Source organism: Dyella sp. GSA-30 (assembly GCF_027924605.1).
Taxonomy (GTDB): domain Bacteria; phylum Pseudomonadota; class Gammaproteobacteria; order Xanthomonadales; family Rhodanobacteraceae; genus GSA-30.
Window position 1 is genome coordinate 5,458,732 of sequence record NZ_AP027042.1, and the last position, 17,365, is coordinate 5,476,096.

Here is a 17,365-nt window from a genome sequence, read left to right on the forward strand (position 1 = left end):
GCTCGCTTCACGCCGCTGCAAAGCCGATTGCCGTGCAACCTGGAAAAAATAAGGGGAAGAGCAAAGTACCTGATGCAGGCCTTCCGCTCCTCCCCTTTCAGGCCGCGCAGTGGCCTGTCACTACTTATCGGTGACTTTTTACGTACGCCAGCGGATTGACTACCCGCCCGTCGTACCAGACCTCGAAATGCAGGTGCGAGCCAGTGGAACGCCCGGTCGAGCCGGCCTTCGCGATGACATCACCGATATGCACGCGCTGACCCGGATGAACTTCAAGCTGGCTATTGTGCGCATAGCGGGTCATATAGCCGTTGCCATGGTCGATCTCCACCACGTTGCCATAGCCATTGCGAATACCGGCGTAGGTGACCATGCCCTCGGCCACGGCCTGCACCGGCGTGCCGGTGGGGGCTGCGATGTCGATGCCGGTGTGATGAGCGGCATGCCCGCTGAACGGATCGGGGCGGCCACCGAAATAGGAGGAGATATAGCCGTCGAGCGGCATGCCAGTCGGCTTGAGATTGGATTCGATCTTGGCGTCGAGCAGGAAGCTCTGCAGCGCCGAAAGCTGGGCTTGCTGGCGATCGAACTGTTTGGCCAATACGTCGATGCTCTTGTCCAGCGTCTGCGGCAACGCATAGGGACTGTCGGAAGTATCTTCGACGCCACCGACCGGCGGTTGTTCATCGAAATTGAATTCGCCGTCGTCCAGCTTGCCCACCTGGGTAAGGCGCTCGCCCAGGGCATTGAGCCGAGTGGACTGAGCTTGCAGCTGACCAAGCTTGATGGCCAGGGCGTCGACTTCACGCTGCGCGTCTTTGCGTACGTCGGCCAGCTGAGCATTCTGCTGGGCAACCTGCTTGTGCAGCTGACCGATTTCGGCAATCGCTCCATCACGGGGACTTGCCAGCGCCAAGGCCACCAGCGCACCGAAACCCGCACAACCCACGACGGCCCCGACTGCTACACCCAATAGCCGATAGCGCAGGCGCCGATCAGCCAGATCCAAAGTTTTCGGCACCTTCTTGGTGCGTGATACAAGTATGATTTGCATTGAATTTCCACATCCGAGATGTCGGCATCACATGCAGCGCAACGACCCACCTTCCTCCGGCCCTGTCAGCCGCGGACCCAAGTCCGTGACCGAATTTGGCCCTGTCGCGGCTCTCGCAAAGAGAGCCGGCGAGCTGGAGGCGCTGGATCGTGCACTGCGCCAGACGTTGCCGTCACCGCTCCGCGAGCAGGTTCGTTTCGCCAACCTGCGCGACGGCCGCCTTGTTTTTTTGGCCCCCTCGCCGGCCTGGGCGTCGAGACTGCGTCTTTCTCAGGCGCAGATACTCTCAGCCGCACACGCCCTAGGCGTGCACGCCAACTTGGTTACCGTGAAAGTGGCCCCCCTTCCGCCAACTCAAACCGAGCCGGACCGGACAAAACCGCTTTCCGCTGCCGCCGCCAATCACCTGAAGGCTGCCGCAGCATCAACTTCTGACCCCGAATTACGGGAACTGTTCCTGGAACTGGCGTCCGTCGCCGATATTTCTGCTTCCCGGACCGGCGGAACCCCCTAGCCGACATCCCGGCTCGTTCCGACACGCGGCGCTCCCGCGCCGATTCGACCAGCCACCCCCGGTGGCGAGGGAGGTTTATACCACGCGAACCCCGTTGACCAAGTGGCGATGTCATCGGTACGTGAACCGCGGCCGTGCGAAAGGGCGAGGTATATCACAAAAGGAAAAAGTCGCGCCAATGCGGAACGCTTTCCAGACGGCTCAACCCACCTTGAGACAAACGGATTTTCGGAGGGAGACTTCAATCGCTCCGCACACGCAAAACCATACGTCCGTTTGTTATTTTTTGTAGCATCAGACAGTTAGCGCTCCCCAAATAGAAAAGGCCGCGCTCAGAGGCGCGGCCTTTCTTGTTGTAGCCGGAGCCGCTGTGTCAGATGCCAGGGCGAATCAGATCGCCTGAGCCGGATGCGCGTAGGAGATCGGCGACGTCGCCGGATCGTCCTGATAGCTGACTTCTTCCCAGGCGGAAGCGTCGGCCATCAATGTGCGCAGCAGCTTGTTGTTGAGTTCATGACCGGATTTGTGTGCGTAGTACGCACCGATCAGACTGTGACCCAACAGATACAGATCGCCGATCGCGTCGAGGATCTTGTGCTTGACGAATTCGTCTTCGTAGCGAAGACCGTCTTCGTTGAGCACGCGATAGTCGTCCAGCACCACGGCGTTATCCATCGAACCGCCGAGTGCGAGATTGTGTTCGCGCAGCATTTCGATGTCGCGCATGAAACCGAACGTACGTGCGCGGCTGACTTCCTTCACGAAGGACGTCGTCGAGAAGTCGATCTCGGCGCGCGAGGTGCGCTTGCTGATGATCGGGTGATTGAACTCGATCGAGAAGCCGACCTTGAAGCCCTCAAACGGCTCAAAACTGGCCCATTTGTCGCCTTCCTGCACCTTGATCGGCTTCTTGATGCGGATAAAGCGCTTGGCAACAGGCTGCTCTTCGATGCCAGCCGATTGCAGCAGGAAAACGAACGGACCGGCACTGCCGTCCATGATCGGCACTTCAGGTGCCGACAGATCGACGTAGGCATTGTCGATGCCCAGACCCGCCATCGCCGAGAGCAGATGCTCCACGGTGGACACGCGGACGTCGCCATTGACCAACGTGGTCGACAGACGCGTATCACCGACTTTGTCGGGACGCGCGGCGATATCAACAGGCGGCGAAAGATCCGTGCGACGGAAAACAATGCCAGTGTTCGGTGCGGCGGGGCGGAGCGTCATGTACACCTTGTCGCCGGTATGCAGACCGACGCCAGTGGCGCGAATGATGTTCTTGAGCGTACGCTGCTTGATCATTTTTTAAGTACCTAGCTATAGGGGCAGCAGCCAACAGGGTACGGATGCTAACACAGTCTTAACCTATAAAATAGCAAACCGTACCGTACAGTCTGTTCGCGCTTTCATACTCCTTTCATCTGTGAATGAAAGTCATTCAGCGCCAAACAGACAAAAACCTCAATTCCATCAATGGATTAAAAATCGACTCGACCCCTGTGCCGGGACGGGAAAGTCCAGCAAAGGGGTCGGATTCAGCGGTCGTAATCCGTACGCCGCTCATCATGCGTCATCCGAAAACGCACAGTCTGGGAAAGCGTTCACCTAACAACTGGATGAAATCGCTTCTTTCAAAGCTGCGTCAGCGGACCCTGACCAACCCTCACAAGGAGAGTCGGCGCGGGCGCGGGGAAAGCCCCGACACCCGTCACGACAGGTTACTGACAGTCAGTTCGAGCTTTTGTTCACTTTTTTCTAAGATTTTTTTACCTCAGTATTTCTCGGTGCCCAGACTTCAATCGGCCTGACGACGCAGGAAGGCCGGGATGTCCAGGTAGTCGAAGCTCGGATCGGCACTCTTGGCCGGCGCCGACTCGGTGCGGACATTGTTGGCCACCGTTTCCGGTTGAGCGTAGTCGACCACTTCGTTGCCGGTACCGGTACGCAGCACGACCGGGCGCGGACGCTGGCGCATTTCCACCTGCTGAGGCGCCTGATGGCGACCCGGCTGGCGGGCGGCGGCAGCACGGTTCAGGCCGGTGGCCACCACGGTGACGCGGACGTCGTCCTGCATTTCCGGATCGAGCGAGGTACCGATCACGACGGTGGCGTCTTCGCTGGCGAAGTCGTGGATCACGCGGCCGATCTCGTCGAACTCACGCATCGTCAGGTTCGGACCGGCGGTGACGTTCACCAGGATGCCGCAGGCACCGTTGAGGTTCACGTCTTCCAGCAGCGGGTTGTTGATCGCCGCTTCGGCGGCCGCCTGGGCGCGATCGTCACCACGAGCGGTGCCCGAGCCCATCATCGCCATGCCCATTTCGGACATCACGGTACGCACGTCGGCAAAGTCGACGTTGATCAGGCCCGGGGCCGTGATCAGGTCGGCGATACCCTGCACCGCACCCTGCAGTACGTCATTGGCTGCCTTGAAGGCATTGAGCAGGGTCACTTCGCGACCCAGCACCGAGAGCAGCTTTTCGTTCGGCACGGTGATCAACGAATCGACGTGCTGCGACAGGTCTTCAATACCCTTCAGGGCGACCTGCATGCGGCGACGGCCTTCGAACGGGAACGGCTTGGTCACCACCGCGACGGTGAGGATGCCCTTCTCTTTCGCCAGCTGTGCGACAACCGGCGCCGCACCGGTGCCGGTACCGCCACCCATGCCGGCGGTGATGAAGACCATGTCCGCGCCTTCGAGCATTTCCTCGATGCGCTCGCGATCTTCCAGTGCGGCCTGACGACCCACTTCCGGGTTGGCGCCGGCACCAAGACCCTTGGTGACGTTGCCGCCCAGCTGCAGGTGCGTGCGCGAGCCGCAGCTCTTCATCGCCTGCGCATCAGTGTTGGCGACGACGAATTCGACGCCTTCGATATTGGCATTGAGCATGTGTGCCACGGCATTGCCGCCGCCACCGCCCACGCCGATGACCTTGATAACTGCGTTAGGTGCGAGTTTTTCGATCAGTTCAAACATTTCCCGTCCTCCGTAGAGACGCATCATTGTCGTTGTAACCACGGCTACGACACCTCCTGCCGGTCCGTGGTGTCGGGCTTTTTCCCTGTGCCCAGGACAGCGCATCCCGCGCCGTCGGATTTCCAAAACTAGAAATTCTTTGCCAGCCAACCGCGCAGGCGTTCGACCAGACCGCCCATGCTGCCGCCTACCGGTCCGCCCGAGCGCATGCCGCCTGCGCGCGCGCCATGCAACAGCAGGCCCACGCCGGTGGAATGCAACGGATTGGCGACGACTTCACCGAGGCCGCTGACATGCTGCGGCACACCGATGCGAACCATCTTGTGGAAGATCTCTTCGGCCAGCTCCAGCGCACCTTCCATGCGCGAAGCGCCACCGGTGAGCACCACGCCCGCGGCAACCAGGCTTTCGTAGCCCGAGCGACGCAGCTCGTCCTGCACCATTTCGAAGATTTCTTCGTAACGCGCCTGCACGCTTTGCGCGAGCGACTGGCGAGCCAGGCGACGCGGCGGACGATCGCCTACGCTGGGGACCTGGATGGTCTCTTCAGCATGGGCAAGCTGCGCCAGAGCGCAGGCGTATTTGATTTTGATTTCTTCGGCGTGTGCAGTCGGTGTATGCACGCCATAAGCAATATCGTTGGTGACCTGATCGCCGCCGACCGGCAACGACTTGGTGTAGCGGATCGAACCTTGCGTATAGATCGCAATGTCCGTGGTGCCCGCACCGATATCCACCAGGCACACGCCCAGCTCGCGTTCGTCGTCGGTCAACACCGACTTCGCACTGGCCACCGACGACGGCACCAGTTCGTCGACCGACAAACCGCAACGCTGGATGCACTTGCTGATGTTCTGCACGGCCGCCGCGGCACCGGTGACCAGATGCACACTGGCTTCCAGACGCACGCCGCTCATGCCGACCGGCGAGCGAATGCCGTCCTGGCCGTCGATGCGATATTCCTGCGACTCCTTATAGAGGACCTTGCGATCGGCCGGGATCGCCACAGCGCTGGCCGCTTCGAGTACCTGATCCAGATCGCTGGGAGTCACTTCGCGGTCGCGGATCGGTGCGGTGCCGTGCGAGTTCCTGGTTTCCAGATGGCTGCCGGAAATCGATGCGTAGACCGAGCGGATATCGCAGCCGGCCATCAGCTCGGCCTCTTCGACCGCCCGCTGGATCGAATGCACGGTCGATTCGATATCGACCACCGAGCCGCGCTTCAAGCCGCGCGACACGTGCGTGCCGATACCGATCACCTCGATCGGTTCACCCGGTTCGTACTCGCCGACGATCGCCACCACTTTCGAGGTGCCGATATCGAGGCCGACGACGAGTTGCTTATCGTTCCTGGGTTTCATGTGCGGGGCGTGCCTCCAGCATTGACGGCAGGCGCCTGCGAAGGCCATCGCACGGCGAATCCGTTGGTATAGCGAAGATCGGCGTAGGCAAAGCCATCGGTGTGGCCTGCCATCAGCTGTGGGTAGACGTCGAGAAAGCGGCGCAAGCGCCGGCCCGCCTGATCCCGATCGCCGACGACGATCTGTGCGCCGGTCGATGTGGTCAGGCTCCAGCTGCCGCGCTCGGTAAGCGCGACGCCGGTGATTTTCAATTTGGTGTTGGTGAAGGCTTTTTGCGTTTCCGCGTAGAAGCTCACCACCTCGGCCAAGCGTGCGTCGGGGCCGTGCAGATCCGGCAGGTTTGCGCTGGCGGCGGCATCGGGTGCGTCGAACACCATGCCCTGGCGACTGATCAGCTTGCCCTCGTTCCACTTGGCGAAGGGCTGGCGCTCATAGATGCGCAGCAGCAGCGTATCGGGCCAGTGCTTGCGCACTTCCACCGACTCGACCCAGGGCATCGCCTCGATCGAGCGCTGCACGGCATCCAGGTCCAGCGCAAAGAAGCCCTTGCCGAGACTCGGCAATACGGCAGTGCGAATCTGCTCGGGCGTCAGGTGCTTGAACTCGGCCTGCACGGTCAACTCCGTCACCGGCCAACGATTCACTGCAAACCAGCCGCGCAGGACGCCGACGATCGGCAGCGCGACCAGCGCAAGCGCAAGGCACCAGGCAACGAGGCGGACTGCTCCCCTCACGCGTTACCTCCGTCGCGATCGAAACTGGTTTCCAACACGCGCCAGCACAGCGTCTCGTAGTCGATACCGACGACCTTGGCGGCCTTGGGTACCAGCGAATGCGAGGTCATGCCGGGCGCGGTGTTCACTTCCAGCAACCAGTTCTTGCCATGCTTGTCGCGCATCACGTCTACGCGTCCCCAGCCGGAGCAGGCCAGCGCATCGAACGCGGTCAGCGCGAGCTCGCGCATTTCCTGCTCCGCCGAACCGTCGAGACCCGGGCAGATGTACTGCGTGTCTTCGGCGATGTATTTGGCGTTGTAGTCGTAGTACTCGCCCTTGGGCACGATCTTGATCGTTGGCAGGACATCGCGACCGAGCACACCGACGGTGAACTCACCGCCTTCGCGTGCGTCGCCCTCGATCAGGGTCTCCATCAGCATGTCGCCGGGATAACGTTGCGCCAGCTCGACGGCCGCATCGAGGTCTTCCGCTTTGAAAACGCGCGTGACACCGACGCTGGAACCTTCCCAGGCGGGTTTGACGATCAACGGAAAGCCCACTTCGCGCGCCGCAGCATGCACATCGGCACCGCGCGGCAACGCCTTGTAGCGCGGCGTCGGCAAACCCATCGACAGCCACACCTGCTTGGCGCGGATCTTGTCCAGCGACAGCGCCGAGCCGAGCACGCCCGAACCGGTGAACGGTACGCGCAGCGACTGCAAGGCGCCTTGCAACTCGCCGTTCTCGCCGCCGCCGCCGTGCAGGATATTGAACACGCGCGCGAAATGACCGGCACGCACGGCATCCAGCAGGGCCGGAATACCGTCGATCGCGTGCGCGTCGACGCCGCGTGCCTTGAGCGCGGTCAGCACGCCGCGACCCGAATCCAGCGATACCTCGCGCTCGGCCGAGCTGCCGCCCATCACTACGGCGACGCGACCGAACTGGGCGGGATCGTTGATCGTCTTCATGACTTCTTGGTCCTCAAATGCCCGGCATTGGCCAGCTCCACTGCGGCCGAACCGATATCGCCCGCGCCAAGCAGCAACAGCAGATCGCCGTCGCGCAACAGCGTGGGCAGGGTTTCGGAAAATTCGCGCGGATGTTCGATCAGCACCGGATCGACCTTGCCACGCGCGCGCACCGCACGAGCAAGTGCGCGACCGTCGGCACCGGCAATCGGCGCTTCGCCGGCCGGATAGACATCGGTCAACACCAGCACGTCGGCATCGGCCAGCACGTTGGCAAAATCATCGAGCAGATCGCGGGTACGGCTATAGCGATGCGGCTGGAATGCCACCACCAGGCGACGATCCGGCCAGCCACCGCGCGCAGCGGAAAATACCGCCGCAAGTTCGCGCGGATGGTGACCGTAGTCGTCGACCAGCAGAGCGCTGCCCTTGTCCAGCGCGATCTCGCCGCGTCGATGGAAACGACGGCCCACGCCCTGGAAACCGGCGAGTGCGTGCGCAATCGCTTCGGCTTCCACGCCGAGCTGCCAGCCGATGCTTGCCGCGGCCAACGCGTTGAGCACGTTGTGACGGCCCGGCAGATTGAGCGTCACCGGCAGGCTGCCCTCGCGACCCGGCAGGTGCAGGTCAAAATGCATCTCGAAGCCGCTCTGCGACAGGTTCGACGCGCGCACATCCGCATCGGGCGTGTCGATGCCGTAGGTCATGACGCGACGTGTGGTGTGCTTGGCCAGCTCGGCCACTTCCGGGTCGTCGACGCAGAGCACGGCCAGGCCATAGAACGGCAGGCGATGCAGAAAATCGCCGAAGGCTTTCTTCACCTGGGCGAAATCGCCGCCGTAGTTCTCCAGATGGTCGGCGTCGATGTTCGTGACCACCGCGATCACCGGCGATAGCAGCAGGAACGAGCCATCGGACTCGTCCGCCTCGGCCACGATGTACTGGCCCGTGCCCAGGCGCGCATTCGCGCCGGCGGCATTCAACTGGCCGCCGATCACGAAGGTCGGATCGTAGTCGGCCTCGGCCAGCACGCTGGCGGCCAGGCTGGTCGTGGTGGTCTTGCCGTGCGTTCCGGCGATGGCGATGCCGCGACGGAAACGCATCAGCTCGCCGAGCATCTCCGCACGCGGCACCACTGGAATGCGCCCGGCGCGTGCGGCGACCAACTCGGGGTTGTCCTGGCGAATGGCGCTGGACGTCACGACAACGTCGGCATCGCCGATATGTTCCGCGGCGTGACCGACATGAACGGTGATGCCGAGGTTCTGCAGACGCTGCGCGGTCGGCGAATTGGAACGATCCGAACCGGATACGGCATAACCGAGGTTATGCAGCACTTCGGCAATGCCGCTCATGCCCACGCCGCCGATGCCGATGAAGTGTACCCGCTGGAACGTGGACATCAGTTCTTCGTGAGCATGCAGGCGACGCGGCGTCATGCGGCCACCTCCATGCAGGCGCGCGCGATCACCTGCGCGGCATCGGGCTTGGCCAGCGTACGCGCGGCTTGCGCCATCGCGATCAACTTGCCGCGGTTGTCCAGCAGCGCTTCAATGCGCTGCGCCAAAGCCTGTACGTCCAGATCGCGCTCCTGAATCAATTCGGCCGCACCCGCGGCGACCAGCGCCTCAGCGTTGCGGGTCTGGTGGTCGTCCACCGCGTGCGGAAACGGCACGAGCACCGCGCCGAGTCCGGCGGCGGTCAGTTCGGCCAGGGTCAAGGCGCCGGCGCGGCATACGGCCAGATCCGCCCATGCATACGTGCCGGCCATGTCTTCGATAAACGGCACGATCTGCGCGTCCACCCCGGCCTTGGCATAGGCTTCGCGCGCTTCGTCGATACCGCGATTGCCGCACTGATGCAGCACTTCGGGGCGCTGCGCCGGCGCCAGTTGTGCGAGCGCTTGCGGCAACACCGTGTTCAAGGCGCGTGCCCCAAGGCTGCCGCCCAACACCAGCAAACGCGGGCGACCGCTGCGGCCGGCCATACGTTCGGCAGGCGCCGGCAACGCGCCGATCGCCGCACGCACCGGGTTGCCCACCCATTCGGCGTTCGGCAAGGCATCGGCGAAACCGGCCAGTACGCGACGCGCATAGCCGGCCAGCTTGCGATTGGTATAACCGGCAACGCGGTTCTGTTCGTGCACCAGCAACGGACGGCCGCTCAGGCGTGCGGCGACGCCGCCGGGACCTGCCACGTAACCACCCATCGACAGCACGCTGCGCGGCTTTACCCGTCGCAGCACGGACAACGATGCGAGCAAGGCACGCGCCAGCATCAACGGCGCCAGCACGCGCGTCTTCAGGCCTTTGCCGCGCAAGCCGCCTACCGGCACGGTATAGAGCGTGATGCCATGCGTCGGCACTACGCGTGTTTCCATGCCGCCATCGGCGCCCAGCCACACGACGGGCACGCCCTGCACGCGCAGCGCTTCGGCCACCGCAAGGCCGGGGAAAATGTGGCCGCCGGTACCGCCGGCCATGATCAGTACGGGTGCGTTGGCCGTCATGCGCCCACCGCCTCGCGTACGGGTGTCGCCACTGCCGCGTCTGCCGCTGCCGCCTTCGCATCGGGCACGGCTGTCGCCGGCATGCGTGTAGCCATCTGACGCGCATCGAGTGCGCGGTTGATTTCATACGTCGCACGCAACAACACACCGGCCATCGCGCAGGTCAGCACGATCGACGAGCCACCGTAGCTGATCAACGGCAGCGTCAGGCCCTTGGTCGGCAGCGCGCCCAGGTTGACGCCGATCGACACCATCGTCTGCAAGCCGATCATCAACGAAATGCCAAAGGCGACATAGCCGGCGAAACGCTGGCCCAGCTCGACACCCTTGATGCCCATCGACAGGCCGCGCCACACGACCATTGAGAACAGGCCCATGACGCAGAGAATGCCGGCCAGACCCAGTTCTTCGGAGATCACCGCAAAGATAAAGTCGGTATGCGCTTCGGGCAGATAGGACAGCTTCAACACGCTTTGCCCCAAGCCCACGCCGGTCCACTCGCCGCGGCCGATCGCCATCAGCGACTGGGTCAGCTGGAATCCGTCGTTGAACGGATCCTTCCACGGATCCATGAACGAAGTGAGGCGCTTCATGCGATACGCCTCGCTGGTTGCCGCGATCGCCAGCAACGGCATCAGCGGCAGACCCATGCCGAACAGGAAGATCGGCCGCGCGCCGCCCAGCCATACCATCGCGATCGCCACGCCGATCATCAGCGTGGCCGAACCGAAGTCCGGCTGCGCCAGCAGCAGCAAGACGAACAGGCCCGCGACCAGCAACGGCTTGAACAAGCCCATGAAGCGCGTCTCGACGCTTTCACGGTGACGCACCAGGTAGCTGGAGATATAGATCACCAGAATCAGCTTGACCGCTTCCACCGGCTGAAAACTGGTCACCACCAGGTTCAACCAGCGATGCGCGCCATTGAGCTTCATCCCGAGGAACGGGAGAAACACCGCAAGCAGCAGGCTGAAGGCAAGCAGCATCAGCAGGAACGCGTTCTTCTCCAGGAACTTCAGTTCCGTGCGCATGGCCACGCCTGCCACCACGAAACCCAGCGCAAGAAACAGCAGGTGCTTCTTGAGGAAGTAGAACTCGCCCAGGTTCGAGTTCGCGGCGGCGACCGCGATCGAGCTGGAGGTGACCATGACCAGCCCGAGGCTCGCCAGACCGACGAGCGCGACCAGCAGCGGCATGTCGAACTTGCCGCGCGGTCCTTGCCGCCGTTTTGCCTGGGTTGCGTCGAAGATCATCGTCAGCGCACCTTCAAGGTTGCCAAGCCGATCAACACCAGCACCACGCTGATGATCCAGAAACGCACGATCACCCGCGGCTCGGGCCAGCCCTTGAGCTCGAAGTGGTGATGGATCGGCGCCATGCGGAAAATACGTTTGCCGGTGAGCTTGAAGCTCGCCACCTGCATCATCACCGACAGCGTTTCCATCACGAACACGCCGCCCATCACGATCAGCACGATCTCCTGGCGCACGATCACCGCAACGCAACCAAGCGCAGCACCGATCGCCAGCGCACCGACGTCGCCCATGAACACTTGCGCCGGATACGTGTTGAACCAGAGGAAGCCCAATCCGGCACCTGCCAGTGCGGCGCAGAAAATCGCCAGCTCGCCCGCACCCGGAATGACCGGAATCAGCAAGTGACGCGAAAACTCAGCGTTGCCCGAAAGATAGGCGAACGCACCCAGCGCGCCGGCCACCAGCACCGACGGCATGATCGCAAGGCCGTCCAGACCGTCGGTAAGATTCACCGCGTTGGAAAAGCCGACGATCATGAAATAGGCGATCACCACGAAGAACAAGCCAAGCGGCAAGGCCACCTGCTTGAACAAGGGCAGAAACAGCGCCGTCTCGGCTGCCGGCTGCGCGCCGATCGCATGCGGGGCGGTGTAGTAAAGAACCAGCGCGGCGCCCAGGCCGAACACCGACTGCCAGAAATACTTCCAGCGACTGGCCAGACCACGGCTGTCCTTGAGTACCAGCTTCTTGTAATCGTCGTAGAAACCGATCGCACCGAAGCACAGCAGCACCGCCAGCACCACCCACACATAGCGATTGTGCAGATCGGTCCACAGCAAGGTGGCCACAGCAACCGACAGCAGGATCATCACGCCGCCCATGGTCGGCGTACCGGCCTTGGACAGATGCGTCTGCGGACCGTCCTTGCGCACGACCTGTCCCGCCTTCAAGGCGGCCAGCTTGCGGATCAACCACGGGCCCATCAACAACGACATCGACAACGACGTCAGCGCCGCGGCGATGGTGCGGAAGGTGATGTACTGGAACAGATGCAGCGCAGTGAAGTACTTCGCCATCCATTCGGCCAGTTCAGGCAGCATCGGAGGCTCCTCCCGTGTGCTTGTCGTTGCGCAAGGCGGCAACGACCTGTTCCATGCCGGCCGAGCGCGACCCCTTGATCAGCAGCGTGACGCCACCGTGCAACTGTTCGTTCAATGCCTTTGCCAATGCCTGCTTATCCGTGTAGTGCGCGCCGCGTTCGCCAAAGGCTTCTACTGCCGCCGCGCTGAGTGGCCCGACCGCAAACAGGCGGTCGATACCCTGCTTCTTTGCCCGCTCGCCGATGCCTGCATGCATGGCGCGCGCGTTGGGGCCGAGCTCCGCCATGTCACCAAGTACCAGCCAGCGTTCGCCCTGTGCCAGCGCCAATGTGTCGATGGCGGCACCGACCGAACCGGGGTTCGCGTTATAGCTGTCGTCGATCAGCACCCAGCCGGCCGCCATCGTCTCGGCGCGCAAGCGACCGGCGATCGCCGGCACCTGTTCCAGCCCGGTGACGATCGTGTCGAGCGGAACGTTGAGCGCCAGCGCGATCGCCGCGGCGGCCATCGCGTTGCCGACGTTGTGGCGTCCGGGCAACGGCAAATCCACTTCGGCATCGCCGACCGGGGTACTCAAGACGAAGCGCGAGCCGTCGACGCCGAGCTCGACGATGTCGGCGCCGATATCGGCCTTGTGATCCAGCGCAAAGCGCAACTGGCGGCGCGAGCCGGCCAGGCCGCCGAAGAAGCTGGCGAACGCGTCATCCGCATTGATTACCGCCACGCCGTCGACCGGCAACGCCTGATACAGCGCGCCCTTGGTTTCGGCGACGCCTTCCACGCTACCCATGCGCTCAAGATGCGCGGGCGCGATGGTATTGACGAGGCCGATATCGGGCCGTGCGATGGCAGCAAGATAGGCGATGTCACCCGGCTTGCCCGCGCCCATTTCCAGCACGGCGTACTGCGTATCGGCCGGCATCGCCAGCAGGGTCAGCGGCAGGCCGAGCTCGTTGTTGTAGTTACCCGCGTTGACATGCGTGCGGCCATGGCGCGACAGGATCGAGGCCACCAGGGTCTTCACCGTGGTCTTGCCGTTCGAGCCGGTGATACCGACCACCTGCACATTACTTTGCGCCCGCACCGCGCTGGCCAGGTCACCCAGCGCCAACTCGGTATCGTCGACGACGATCTGCGCGATCGGCGCGTCGACCTTGCGCGTTACCAGCGCCGCGGCCGCACCACTCGCTGCCGCCTGGGCAACAAAGTCGTGGCCGTCCACGCGCTCGCCCTTGATCGCAACGAACAAGTCGCCCGGTTTGATCTTGCGCGTATCGATGCTGACATCACCGACATCGATGTCGGCACCCATCAGCTGGCCGTGTGTCCACAAAGCAATCATCGTCGCCCGCATCATGCGCGTACCTCCAGCGCCGCACGTGCGACCGCAAAATCGTCGAAAGGCCGCTTGCCCGCAGCGCTCTCCTGATAGGCTTCATGGCCCTTGCCGGCGACCAGCACGACATCGCCCGGCTTGGCCCGGGTTACCGCCCAGCGAATCGCAGCCGCGCGGTCGCGCTCGACTTTCGCCAGCCCAGGCCGGCTGAGGCCGGCGACGATCTGCGCGACGATGACGTCGCCGTCTTCGCTACGCGGGTTATCGTCGGTCACGACGATGCTGTCGGCCAGACGCTCGGCAATTTCACCCATGACCGGACGCTTGCCGGCGTCGCGATCGCCGCCGCAGCCGAACACGCAGATCAACTGGCCGGCGCAATGCGCACGCAACGCCGTCAACGCCTGCTCCAGCGCATCGGGGGTGTGCGCGTAGTCGACCACCACCAGCGGTTCGTTGCCGAAACCGCCGAGGCGGTTCATGCGGCCGTTGACCGGCTCCATTGCCTCGACCGCCTCGACGATGCTTTCAAAAGGCTCGCCAAGCGCGCCCAGGCAACCGACCACGGTCAATAGATTGGCGACGTTGAAGCGACCCAGCAGGCGGCTGCTTACCGGTCGTTCGCCCCATGGCGTGCGCAATACGAAGTTCAAGCCTTCGGACGAGGTCGTTATCGCCGTCGCGGCGATGTCCGCCTGCTCGTCACCGGCTGCGCTGTAGCGCAATGCACGTGCGCTTGCAGGCAGCCGCGCGGCGAGCTCGCGGCCAAAAGCGTCGTCGATGTTGATTACCGCGGCATGCAGGCTCGGCCACGCGAACAGCTTGGCCTTGGCCGCACCGTAGGCTTCCATGCTGCCGTGATAGTCGAGGTGATCGCGCGTGAGATTGGTGAACGCGGCGATATCGAACTTCACCGCACCCACGCGACCCTGCTCCAGTGCGTGCGACGACACTTCCATCGCCACATGCGTCGCACCTTCGGCGCGGAACTCGGCCAGCAGACCCTGCACCTCGATCGCGTCGGGCGTGGTGCGTTCGCCGGCCTGCAAGTTACCGTGCAAGCCGGCACCCAATGTTCCGATGGTGGCTGCGCGATGCCCCAGGTGCTCCAGCGCATGCGCCAGGAGTTGCACGGTGGAGGTCTTGCCATTGGTGCCGGTCACGCCGATGACGTTCAATGCAGCCGACGGCTCGCCGAAGAAGCGCGCTGCGATGTCGCCGACGCGACCGTGCAGGTTGTCGATCCACAGCACCGGCACGTCCAGCGCGGTCTCGTTCGGAGCCGGGGCTTCGGCCAGCACCACGCGCGCACCACGCTGCACCGCGATGGCCGCGAATTTGATGCCGTGTTCGCGTGTGCCACGCAGCGCGAAGAAGGCATCGCCCGGGCGCACGCGGCGCGAGTCGAGATTGAGGCCCGAAACGACGATATCGCCGGCACTGGCAGTGTCGGCGATGCCGCGGAGCAGTTGGTCGAGGCGGCGTGTCGTCATGGCGTCGCGTCCTCGACCGGCGCTTCCTCGATATTGGGCGCATCCGGTGGCTTGTTGCCAACCAAGCCGTTGTTGCCCTGCAAAGGTCCGCCGGCATACCAGCGACCGATGTTGTCGGGTGGGATATTGAGCAGGCGCAACGCGCCATCCATCACCTTGGCAAACACCGGACCGGATACCAGGCCGCCGTAATAGCTGCCCTTCTTCGGGTTGTCGATCACCACGATGCCGACCAGCTGCGGATTCGATGCCGGCACCAGACCGGCGAAGGCGGCGCTGTAACTGTTCTTCGAGTAACCGCCAGCAGACGCCTTGTGCGCCGTACCGGTCTTGGCCGCGACGGTGTAGTTGGCGATCCAGGCATAAGGCGCCGCCGTGCCGCCCGGCTGCGTCACGGTGATCATCATCTTGACGACCTGTTGCGCGATCTCCGGCGCCACGATCTGGCGCGCTTCGCCATCGACGCCCTTGACGAAGGTCGGCGAGTGCATGATGCCGTTGTCGCCGATGGTGGCGTACGCGTTGGCCAACTGCAGCGGCGTGACGTTCAAGCCATAGCCATAGCCAAGAATCGCCTTTTCGAGCGGACGCCAATCGCGTCCGATCTTCATGTGGCCGGCCGCTTCGCCCGGGAAGCCGCTATTGGTGCTGTTGCCGAAACCGAATGCGCGATAGGTGTCGTACATCAGGTTGGTATCGAGCTGCGTCGCGATATGCGCGGCGCCGACGTTGCTTGACTTGGTGAGCACGCCGGTCGGCGTCAGCACGCCCCAGTTGTGGGTGTCGTGGATATCGTGGCCGTAATAGAACCAGTGGCCGCCATTGGTATCGATCAGCGGGCTGTTCGGCGTGTACTTGCCGCTGGAAAGCGCCGCCGTCATCAGGATCGGCTTGACCGTCGAGCCGGGCTCGAACAAGTCGGTCATCGAGCGATTGCGGCGATCGCCCGGCTGGCTGTTGTGCAAGGCATTCGGGTTGTAGGTCGGCCAGTTCGCCATCGCCAGCACTTCGCCAGTCTTGACGTCGAGAATCACGACCGAGCCGGAGTCCGACTGCGACTTGTCGATCATGTTCTTCAGTTCGTTATAGGCCAGGAACTGAATGCGCCGGTCGATGCTCAGGGTCAGGTTGCGGCCCGGCTGCGGCGCACGGACCTGTTCGACGTCCTCGACGATATGGCCCTGACGATCCTTGATGACCCGCTTGGCGCCCGGCTTGCCGGCCAACCAGTCGTCGAAAGCCAGCTCCAGGCCTTCCTGGCCGTGGTCTTCGATATTGGTGAAGCCCAGCACATGCGAGGTGACTTCGCCGGACGGATAGAAACGGCGGTACTCGCGCTGCCCCGCCACGCCCGGCACGTTCAAGTCGAGCACGACTTGTGCCGCGTCGGGGCTGAGCTGACGGCGCAGATAGACGAACTCGCGTTCCGCGCGTTGCAGCAGATACTGCTTGAGCTCGCCCGCATTGATGCCCAGCGCCGTGGCCAGCGCGGGAATGCGATCTTCGTTCTCCAGCACTTCGGACGGATTGGCCCAGATCGACACCACTGGCGTCGACACCGCCAACGGCTCGCCGTTGCGGTCGAAGATCGTGCCACGCGACACCGCGATCGGCACCTCGCGCAGAAAACGCGCGTCGCCCTGGTTCTGATAGAACTGCTTGCGCACGACCTGCAGGTCGAAGGCGCGGGCGACCAGCCCCATCGAGGCCAGCCCCAGCACCACGACCACCGCGGTCATGCGCCGGCGGACTTTGGGCCCGCTCTTCTGTTGGCGGCGCGCGGTCGGCGCGGAGTGATCGCGCCGGCTCATTGCGTCACCAACTGAATGTCCTGCGGCCGCGGCGTGAGCATGCCCAGTTTCTGCCGCGCCTCGTTATCGACGCGGCGGGGCTCGGCCCAGGTCGCCTGCTCCAGCTCCAGCTTGCCGTACTCGATATTCAGTTCGTCGCGCTCGTTCTGCAGGCGTGACAACTCGATGAACTGCACGCGGCTCTCGTGCTGCGTCCACACCACGGTGATCGCGCTCGCAAGCACGGCCACCAGGAGGATCAGCAGGAGGGCTGCGCCGATC

At 63.5% G+C, this 17,365-nt stretch carries 15 protein-coding genes; 1 reads left to right on the top strand and 14 read right to left on the bottom strand.

Features of this window, described 5'->3' with window-relative positions; translation table 11 throughout:
* Positions 1-124 precede the first annotated feature (124 nt).
* Positions 125-1,054 (bottom strand): M23 family metallopeptidase, encoded by a 930-nt coding sequence (locus QMG46_RS23440; RefSeq protein ID WP_281850318.1) that lies wholly within the window; start codon positions 1,052-1,054, stop codon positions 125-127.
* Between the two features lie 31 nt (positions 1,055-1,085).
* Here QMG46_RS23440 and QMG46_RS23445 point away from each other — a divergent pair, with 31 nt between their 5' ends.
* Positions 1,086-1,568 carry a DciA family protein gene (locus QMG46_RS23445; protein WP_281850319.1) on the top strand — a complete coding sequence of 161 codons (483 nt, stop codon included), beginning with the start codon at positions 1,086-1,088 and terminating at the stop codon, positions 1,566-1,568.
* Positions 1,569-1,958: 390 nt separating this feature from the next.
* Here QMG46_RS23445 and lpxC read toward each other — a convergent pair whose 3' ends face one another.
* The 13 genes from lpxC to ftsL form a co-directional block, all read right to left on the bottom strand.
* The gene (gene lpxC / locus QMG46_RS23450; RefSeq protein WP_281850320.1) at positions 1,959-2,873 is read right to left on the bottom strand and encodes a UDP-3-O-acyl-N-acetylglucosamine deacetylase; all 915 of its coding nucleotides are present in this window, start codon (positions 2,871-2,873) and stop codon (positions 1,959-1,961) included.
* Positions 2,874-3,366: 493 nt separating this feature from the next.
* Positions 3,367-4,551 carry a cell division protein FtsZ gene (ftsZ, locus tag QMG46_RS23455; RefSeq protein WP_281850321.1) on the bottom strand — a complete coding sequence of 395 codons (1,185 nt, stop codon included), beginning with the start codon at positions 4,549-4,551 and terminating at the stop codon, positions 3,367-3,369.
* Between the two features lie 128 nt (positions 4,552-4,679).
* Entirely contained in the window at positions 4,680-5,912 is a 1,233-nt protein-coding gene (gene ftsA / locus QMG46_RS23460; protein WP_281850322.1) for a cell division protein FtsA, read from the bottom strand.
* Positions 5,909-6,646, bottom strand: coding sequence for a cell division protein FtsQ/DivIB (locus QMG46_RS23465; RefSeq protein WP_281850323.1), 738 nt, complete (start codon positions 6,644-6,646; stop codon positions 5,909-5,911). Before QMG46_RS23465 ends, ftsA begins: the two co-directional genes overlap by 4 nt.
* On the bottom strand, positions 6,643-7,599 hold the full coding sequence (locus QMG46_RS23470) for a D-alanine--D-alanine ligase (protein ID WP_281850324.1): 957 nt from the start codon (positions 7,597-7,599) through the stop codon (positions 6,643-6,645). Before QMG46_RS23470 ends, QMG46_RS23465 begins: the two co-directional genes overlap by 4 nt.
* Entirely contained in the window at positions 7,596-9,038 is a 1,443-nt protein-coding gene (murC, locus tag QMG46_RS23475; RefSeq protein ID WP_281850325.1) for a UDP-N-acetylmuramate--L-alanine ligase, read from the bottom strand. The genes QMG46_RS23470 and murC overlap by 4 nt, the downstream gene beginning before the upstream one ends.
* Entirely contained in the window at positions 9,035-10,108 is a 1,074-nt protein-coding gene (gene murG / locus QMG46_RS23480) for an undecaprenyldiphospho-muramoylpentapeptide beta-N-acetylglucosaminyltransferase (protein WP_281850326.1), read from the bottom strand. The genes murC and murG overlap by 4 nt, the downstream gene beginning before the upstream one ends.
* Positions 10,105-11,361 carry a putative lipid II flippase FtsW gene (gene ftsW / locus QMG46_RS23485; RefSeq protein ID WP_281850327.1) on the bottom strand — a complete coding sequence of 419 codons (1,257 nt, stop codon included), beginning with the start codon at positions 11,359-11,361 and terminating at the stop codon, positions 10,105-10,107. The genes murG and ftsW overlap by 4 nt, the downstream gene beginning before the upstream one ends.
* A 2-nt stretch (positions 11,362-11,363) precedes the next feature.
* Complete coding sequence (gene mraY, locus QMG46_RS23490; protein ID WP_281850328.1) at positions 11,364-12,464, bottom strand: phospho-N-acetylmuramoyl-pentapeptide-transferase; 1,101 nt, start codon at positions 12,462-12,464, stop codon at positions 11,364-11,366.
* Positions 12,454-13,821, bottom strand: coding sequence for a UDP-N-acetylmuramoyl-tripeptide--D-alanyl-D-alanine ligase (murF, locus tag QMG46_RS23495; protein WP_281850329.1), 1,368 nt, complete (start codon positions 13,819-13,821; stop codon positions 12,454-12,456). The genes mraY and murF overlap by 11 nt, the downstream gene beginning before the upstream one ends.
* Positions 13,818-15,293 (bottom strand): UDP-N-acetylmuramoyl-L-alanyl-D-glutamate--2,6-diaminopimelate ligase, encoded by a 1,476-nt coding sequence (locus tag QMG46_RS23500; RefSeq protein WP_281850330.1) that lies wholly within the window; start codon positions 15,291-15,293, stop codon positions 13,818-13,820. The genes murF and QMG46_RS23500 overlap by 4 nt, the downstream gene beginning before the upstream one ends.
* Positions 15,290-17,104, bottom strand: coding sequence for a peptidoglycan D,D-transpeptidase FtsI family protein (locus QMG46_RS23505; protein ID WP_281850331.1), 1,815 nt, complete (start codon positions 17,102-17,104; stop codon positions 15,290-15,292). Before QMG46_RS23505 ends, QMG46_RS23500 begins: the two co-directional genes overlap by 4 nt.
* Positions 17,101-17,364 carry a cell division protein FtsL gene (gene ftsL, locus QMG46_RS23510; protein ID WP_281852964.1) on the bottom strand — a complete coding sequence of 88 codons (264 nt, stop codon included), beginning with the start codon at positions 17,362-17,364 and terminating at the stop codon, positions 17,101-17,103. The genes QMG46_RS23505 and ftsL overlap by 4 nt, the downstream gene beginning before the upstream one ends.
* Position 17,365: the final 1 nt, after the last annotated feature.

Coding starts and splice junctions, on each gene's coding strand:
- QMG46_RS23440 (WP_281850318.1), bottom strand. CDS start 1,054: ATGCAAATCATACTTGTATCACGCACCAAGAAGGTGCCGAAAACTTTG.
- QMG46_RS23445 (WP_281850319.1), top strand. CDS start 1,086: ATGCAGCGCAACGACCCACCTTCCTCCGGCCCTGTCAGCCGCGGACCC.
- lpxC (WP_281850320.1), bottom strand. CDS start 2,873: ATGATCAAGCAGCGTACGCTCAAGAACATCATTCGCGCCACTGGCGTC.
- ftsZ (WP_281850321.1), bottom strand. CDS start 4,551: ATGTTTGAACTGATCGAAAAACTCGCACCTAACGCAGTTATCAAGGTC.
- ftsA (WP_281850322.1), bottom strand. CDS start 5,912: ATGAAACCCAGGAACGATAAGCAACTCGTCGTCGGCCTCGATATCGGC.
- QMG46_RS23470 (WP_281850324.1), bottom strand. CDS start 7,599: ATGAAGACGATCAACGATCCCGCCCAGTTCGGTCGCGTCGCCGTAGTG.
- murC (WP_281850325.1), bottom strand. CDS start 9,038: ATGACGCCGCGTCGCCTGCATGCTCACGAAGAACTGATGTCCACGTTC.
- murG (WP_281850326.1), bottom strand. CDS start 10,108: ATGACGGCCAACGCACCCGTACTGATCATGGCCGGCGGTACCGGCGGC.
- ftsW (WP_281850327.1), bottom strand. CDS start 11,361: ATGATCTTCGACGCAACCCAGGCAAAACGGCGGCAAGGACCGCGCGGC.
- mraY (WP_281850328.1), bottom strand. CDS start 12,464: ATGCTGCCTGAACTGGCCGAATGGATGGCGAAGTACTTCACTGCGCTG.
- murF (WP_281850329.1), bottom strand. CDS start 13,821: ATGATGCGGGCGACGATGATTGCTTTGTGGACACACGGCCAGCTGATG.
- QMG46_RS23500 (WP_281850330.1), bottom strand. CDS start 15,293: ATGACGACACGCCGCCTCGACCAACTGCTCCGCGGCATCGCCGACACT.
- QMG46_RS23505 (WP_281850331.1), bottom strand. CDS start 17,104: ATGAGCCGGCGCGATCACTCCGCGCCGACCGCGCGCCGCCAACAGAAG.